The organism is Bacillus sp. FSL K6-6540, assembly GCF_038007545.1.
This window is the reverse complement of record NZ_JBBOXH010000003.1, coordinates 79,747-85,817: the sequence shown is the minus strand read 5'-3', so window position 1 is coordinate 85,817 and position 6,071 is coordinate 79,747. Positions and strand designations below refer to the sequence as shown.

5 protein-coding genes are annotated in these 6,071 nt (G+C 38.0%); all 5 read left to right on the top strand.

Going from position 1 to position 6,071, the window contains the following annotated elements; genetic code table 11:
- Positions 1–1,157, top strand: a 1,157-nt coding sequence (locus tag MHH82_RS41125) for a phage tail protein (RefSeq protein WP_340970788.1), incomplete at its 5' end; no start/stop codon positions are given.
- Positions 1,158–1,171: 14 nt separating this feature from the next.
- Positions 1,172–3,502 (top strand): phage tail spike protein, encoded by a 2,331-nt coding sequence (locus tag MHH82_RS41120; RefSeq protein WP_213397226.1) that lies wholly within the window; start codon positions 1,172–1,174, stop codon positions 3,500–3,502.
- A gap of 2 nt (positions 3,503–3,504) precedes the next feature.
- The gene (locus MHH82_RS41115) at positions 3,505–3,891 is read left to right on the top strand and encodes a hypothetical protein (RefSeq protein WP_064911603.1); all 387 of its coding nucleotides are present in this window, start codon (positions 3,505–3,507) and stop codon (positions 3,889–3,891) included.
- A 17-nt stretch (positions 3,892–3,908) separates the two neighbouring features.
- Positions 3,909–5,576, top strand: a complete 1,668-nt coding sequence (locus MHH82_RS41110; RefSeq protein ID WP_213397224.1) for a hypothetical protein — start codon at positions 3,909–3,911, stop codon at positions 5,574–5,576.
- Positions 5,577–5,584: 8 nt separating this feature from the next.
- Positions 5,585–6,064, top strand: a complete 480-nt coding sequence (locus MHH82_RS41105) for a DUF4376 domain-containing protein (RefSeq protein ID WP_213397222.1) — start codon at positions 5,585–5,587, stop codon at positions 6,062–6,064.
- Positions 6,065–6,071: the final 7 nt, after the last annotated feature.

The following is a 6,071-nucleotide window of genomic DNA, read 5'->3' as shown; positions in this document are numbered from 1 at the left end:
ACGTAACAAAAATCGCTATTTCTGATGAAGATGACAATTACGTTTATATTGGTCAAGATGTTGATCCAGATACGGGTGATTCTCCAATCGACAAAGAACCAAGGGTTTTAAAAGATCCTTGTAATACTCTTGCTACTTGGACTGAAATCACTTCTTCTAATCTAACCTTCTATATTGAAAATGGAGTGCCAGGTGGTACAATGACAAGTTCCCCGAACGTATTAAAACCTTCAAGTTTCGGTAACAAAGTTGAGGGCAAATGGCATGGTCCAGTTAGACAACAATGGCTTCCTGCAAGCTATAAAGACTTCCGGGTTCGAGCCAGAATGAAAATTGTATCCTACTATCCTCGAGCTATGGGAAAAATTGAAGTTTACTTACTAGACTCTAACGGAAAACGTATCGGAAAACTTATGCTTAAAGATTTAGGGTCTACTGGTGAAATAACTATGGCTCAAGTTCAAGTTGGTTACGATTCAAACGGGGTTCATCACGAAATTTATGCTTCAAATGGATCCGTTAAGAAAAAGAAGAAAACCACTAAAACCATCAAAGTAAAAAATGGTACGAAAAAAGTGAAGGTTAAAGGAAAAACCGTTACACAACAACAATGGAAAACCATCAAATTGGATGTTGATAATAGCACAAGTACTTTCACTGATTTCTATGGTTACCTTCAGATGACTAAGATCGGAAACAAATATACAGCTGAGATTATGAAATTAGATGAGAATTGTAATCCGGCTTGGTCTAAGCCAATTAAAAAGACTTGGACAGATACAAAAAATACTTTTGGTGATGCTCTAGCTGGAGTCGCATTCTATACAGCCAAATACGATATTAAGGAAGACAAAGTAGATCCAGCTGTTTCATATAAAAATGACTACCTTGCTCTTTGTGATATTGAAGTATGGAACATTATTGATGGAGGAAATTCATCATCCTCAAAACCTGCAGTAATTGCTCGTGCAGGAGATGAAATAAAGATTAATAGCGAAGACAGAACAGTCTATAAAAACGGTGACTTGTTTATGGAAAACTTTTATATCGGTAGTAAATTCTTCGATATGGACGGTGGAGTTCCTAAATCTTTCGCCTTCGAACCTAATTTAGATGACGCAGAATGGTATATGGAATATACCCCAACAACTTTATAAAGAGGTGATAGCTAATGTATACAATCCTGGATCCGGATCTTAAAGTTTGTGGAATCCTTGATTTAGAAGGAAACCTTGGTTGTAAATTCTACAACGACTTGAGATCAACAAAGATTGCCGATGATCAAGGTAAAGTATGGTTAGATACTTTACAACTTTCTGTACCCTATGGGTTTCCTCAAACAGATATGATGACATCAGGCTATCACCTTCTTGTTGAGGGTAATGACGGTTATCATTACTGCTATCGAATTTATAATTGGCAAGATGAAGCCGTAGGTCCTGTTCATGTCAAAACAGTTCAGGCATACAACCTTGCTATATGGGATTTTAACCATAAAATCGTTCCGGCGAAGACATTCAGTAATGCTAATAGTACTGATGCATTTTCTTATATCCTTCAAGGAACAGGATGGCAAATAGGAACAGATAACTTTTTTGGTGGAGACAAATCTTTAGAAATCGGTTCAGGAAACAATGCTCAGTATTGGTTAGATCAATTAATTAGCCAATATGAAGTAGAAGTTCGAGCTTATGTTCAAGTTTATAACGGCCAGGTTGTAAATAAACTCATTGATATTGTTCCTGAATTAGGAGAATCAAACGGCCGTAGATTAGAGTACTCTCATGACTTAACAGGGATTACTCGTACCGGTGATGATACTCAATTGTATACCCTCCTCCATGTGTATGGTGGAAATGATAAGAACGGAAATCCCACTACAATCTCTTCTGTTAACGGTGGTAAGGATTATGTTGTTGATGATGAAGCAAACGATTTATATAACAATGGAGGTCCTTACCTGGAAGGATATATTACAAACGATCAAATCCTCAACCCAAGTGGTTTGCTTGATTGGGGTAAAAAACAATTAGCAAACTATAATCACCCCAAATATACCTACAATGTTTCTGTAGCCCACCTTGATTATGAAGTCTCCCTCGGAGATCATATCCGTGTTGTCGATTACTCTATGCAACCAGAATTAACCTTATCAGCAAGGGTGATCCAATATGACGAATCGAAAGCAAATCCTGAAAATACTCAAGTCGTTATTGGCGAATATGTTGAAATTGCAGTTGTAACTCCAGCAGAAATTTGGGCGCTGCGCGCGCAAGCTTCCCAGGCTCAACAAGCTGCTGAAGAAGCAAAATCATATAAAGTAGAGTACTTCACTCCAGATGGTACTGATTTTGCTGATGGAACTAGCACAAAAAGAATCATTATTAGAGTCTATTCAGGAATGAAGGAAGTTACTACTTCAATTGATGATAGTAGTTACGTATGGCAAAAAATCAACCCTGATGGATCCCATGACTTAGAATGGGAAAGTTCAATGGTTGGAGTTGGAAACGTAATCACTGTAGGAAGTGAAGTTGCTGGAAGTACTATTAGATGCCTAGTGAATGGTGGGATCTCAAGCCCTATTCTCTTTGCTTCTGAAGAAGATGCAGCTTATTTTGCTACTCTTCCCCTAACGAACAATAGTAGTGATGTTAATAAACGAGTAGCTCAATATGCACAAGTGGATGCTATCAACGGAAATATTTATTGGTCTCAGGAATACTCTGGGCCGAAAAAATCACAGTATGGTGGATGGCAATCTTACAACATAACAAGGACATCAATTGATGGAACATACAAAGATCAGATGTGGGTTATTGGTGGAGGTCATGGATCTCAATTTGGAATTGAACATGTTGGCAGTGACATTTACATTTGGTCAGCAATTATCGATACAAAAAGATCAACATTAAATGGCACTCACTACTGGGGTATTGCCAGATTTAAATACATTCCAAATAAGGTTATTCAATTTGGTGACTCTAATTTGCAATTCTACATGATTGGTTCCTCTACAAAGTACCACCGTATTAACTATGATGAAAAAAATCAATATATTTTCGCAAGCACTGGTGAAGTAGACTTCTATGTTTGTAAGAGATCAGATATTGAAAGAGACAAGTGGAAGCCAATCTATACAATGTCTGGTGACGATGTTGGATTTGATGGTAAAACTCAAACCTTCCAATCATCTGCCCTTGATTTTCCTTATGCTTACTTCTGTGCTGGTGATGTAAACGGTGAAGATCCAAGAATTATGTACTGCTGCGATATTCGTTCAAAATCGTTAGTCTATAGCATTAACTATACTTTCGATAAAGGAACAATTAATCAAATAGGTGAGTACGATGAACCGGAGTGTATCAGTTACTACTACGATACAGACGGTAAGAAATGGGTTATTCAAGGTTTTTCATGGGGAAATGAAGATACTTATGAGACTCAACGAACTAATCAATTGTATAGATTAAACGAGCATAAACGAGGTGAAGAGTCTTGATAATGGGAAGTGTTGATATTGCTTTTACAAATTCTTCTCAGGTTGCTCAGAATGCTCAAACCATTGCAACAACCACTCAAGAAAACCTCAATGAAGTTAAAAACAATATCGTTTATAAAATAGATATTTTATCTACGAACGGTACCTCTTTCAAGAATGGATTAATAGATACCACCCTCGTCGCTGTTGCATTCAAAGGCAAGGACAACATTACAAGCAGTTTGCCTTCTTCGGCATTTATTTGGACGAAAACAAATGCTGATGGTACACCTGATGACGAGTGGAATCAAGCTCATGTCGGAGTTGGGAATACCATAACGATCACATCTGAAGATGTATATAGTCGAGCAACATTTCAGTGTGATCTAGATATAGAAGATGAAGTGTAGTAAGGAGCGAAAGTTTTATGGCTATCGTAGCAAGTGGTCAAACAACTATTATGGATATGAATGATGCAATTATTTCAGGTACAGCCCCCACCTCCCCCACTGTCGGTACCCTCTGGATCGATTCCTCTGTCTCTCCAAACGTTTTAAAAAGTTGGAATGGTTCATCTTGGGTAATTCAATCCTTAGCATTATCAGGATTAGATCCAGCTGCCAATACAACTTTGACAAATACAACTAAGACAGCTAATGAGGCAAAATCTACAGCTGATTCTGCCAAATCAACGGCTGATGCAGCCAAAACAGCTGCGACAACAGCTCAAACTACAGCTAATGGGAAAAACAAAGCTTTCCGGCAATCTACCCAACCAACTGGAACATTAACTGCAGGCGACTTATGGTTTGACACAGCTAACGGAAATAGAGTTAGCATTTACGATGGTTCGAAGTGGGTTTTATCACAGTTTGGAAATGCTGCAGTTGATAATTTAGATGCTGGTTCAATTACTACAGGTACTCTAAAAGCAATTGATATTTCAGCTTCATTTGTTGATTCAAACGGTCAGGTGAATGGCACTTATTTTGATGGTGATGAATTTAGATTTATGAAATTTAAGTCTGGTGTTAGTAACCCAGATTTAAAGAACCCGAACACTTCAGATATTGAACAACTATCGAAAATATTTGTTGATGGGTTTGCTTATGCGACAAGTACTTCTGCTTATGGGCTAGGCGCTTCTGGGCTCTTTTACGAAGGAGTTGGAGAAGAAAATATAGGTGCATGGTCGATTGGTTCTAGCGCGGCAGGGTCAATGACCGTAGTTTCTGATTCTAATATTGATATTGAAGTTGGATCGGGCCAAACCATTTCTTTATATGGAAATGTCTTTCTCGGTGGTGACTTGAACGCTAACAATCACAATCTCAATAACGTCAACCATATTACAATCAATGACGCAGGTGGTGGCGAAGGCATTGAATGGCTTGGCGGTAACGGATGGAAAATCGTTGAGTCTGATAACAACCTATCTAATGTTTCAGCCGGAGCTTTACAGATTGCAAGTGGTGGTCAAAGAAGAATGTCTATTTCCACAGCTGGTAATGTGTATCTTTCCGGAACTACCTTCAAAGGAGAGTCTGGTGGGACTACTCATTTCGCTAGTCAAGGTACAGCAAGACTGGTAAGTGATGGCGGTGCCGAATTCCTAGTCGGATCAGATGGTACAGGTTCACGTGTTTGGTCAATGGATATTTACAATAGAACCTATAGTTCGTCTCCAAACTTATATATCACAGGTGCTGGGACCCTAGGGAGAAGTACATCGGCTCGAAAATATAAATTATTAGAAGAACCGATTTCCGAAGAACTTCCTTACAATATCTTAAAACTTAACCCAAAAACTTGGTTTGATAAATCGGCTGTAGAGCAATTTGCTTCAGCAATTGAGAGAAGTGAAGATCTCACTGATTCAGATATTCCTTACCTTGAAAGAATAGGCGGATTAATTGCTGAAGATGTTGAGGATGCTGGATTATCCTTATTTGTTCACTATAGTAATCCAGATGAAAATGGCCACCGTGAAGTTGAAGGTTTAATGTATGACAGACTATGGGTTTTGCTAATTCCGTTGGTTAGAGAACTTTTTAACCGAGTTGAAACACTTGAAGAAAAACTTAAAAGGAGATAAAAGCATATATGATAACACGAATTGAACAACAAATGCTTGATGAAGGTATCTCTTCTTTTACTCAATATGATATGAACACCTTGATTGTAAGAATTGCTGATAAACTCGGGAAGCTCCCATATGAAATTACGGAGGATGTAATACTTCAACATCATAAAAATTTAAAAAATGATCTTCTTTCAGAGGCTTGTGAAGAAGAAATTATTAAGGGTTTCACGGCATCAAATGGCCATGCTTATAGGACTAATCGGGACGATCAAGTTAATATGATTGGCCAGAAGGACATTTTAGATGACACCAATACTGATGAACCAATTAAATGGAAAACAGAAGATGCCGGTTGGATAGATCATACAAAAGATGAATGGCTTCAGGTGTACAAAGAAGCTTTTGATTTTAAAAAGTCCACCCTTCTTAAATACGCTACATTAAAAGACCGAGTAAATAATGCAACGACACATGACGAAATCCTAAAGATAGCCATTTGAATAAAAC

Coding starts and splice junctions, on each gene's coding strand:
- MHH82_RS41120 (WP_213397226.1), top strand. CDS start 1,172: ATGTATACAATCCTGGATCCGGATCTTAAAGTTTGTGGAATCCTTGAT.
- MHH82_RS41115 (WP_064911603.1), top strand. CDS start 3,505: ATGGGAAGTGTTGATATTGCTTTTACAAATTCTTCTCAGGTTGCTCAG.
- MHH82_RS41110 (WP_213397224.1), top strand. CDS start 3,909: ATGGCTATCGTAGCAAGTGGTCAAACAACTATTATGGATATGAATGAT.
- MHH82_RS41105 (WP_213397222.1), top strand. CDS start 5,585: ATGATAACACGAATTGAACAACAAATGCTTGATGAAGGTATCTCTTCT.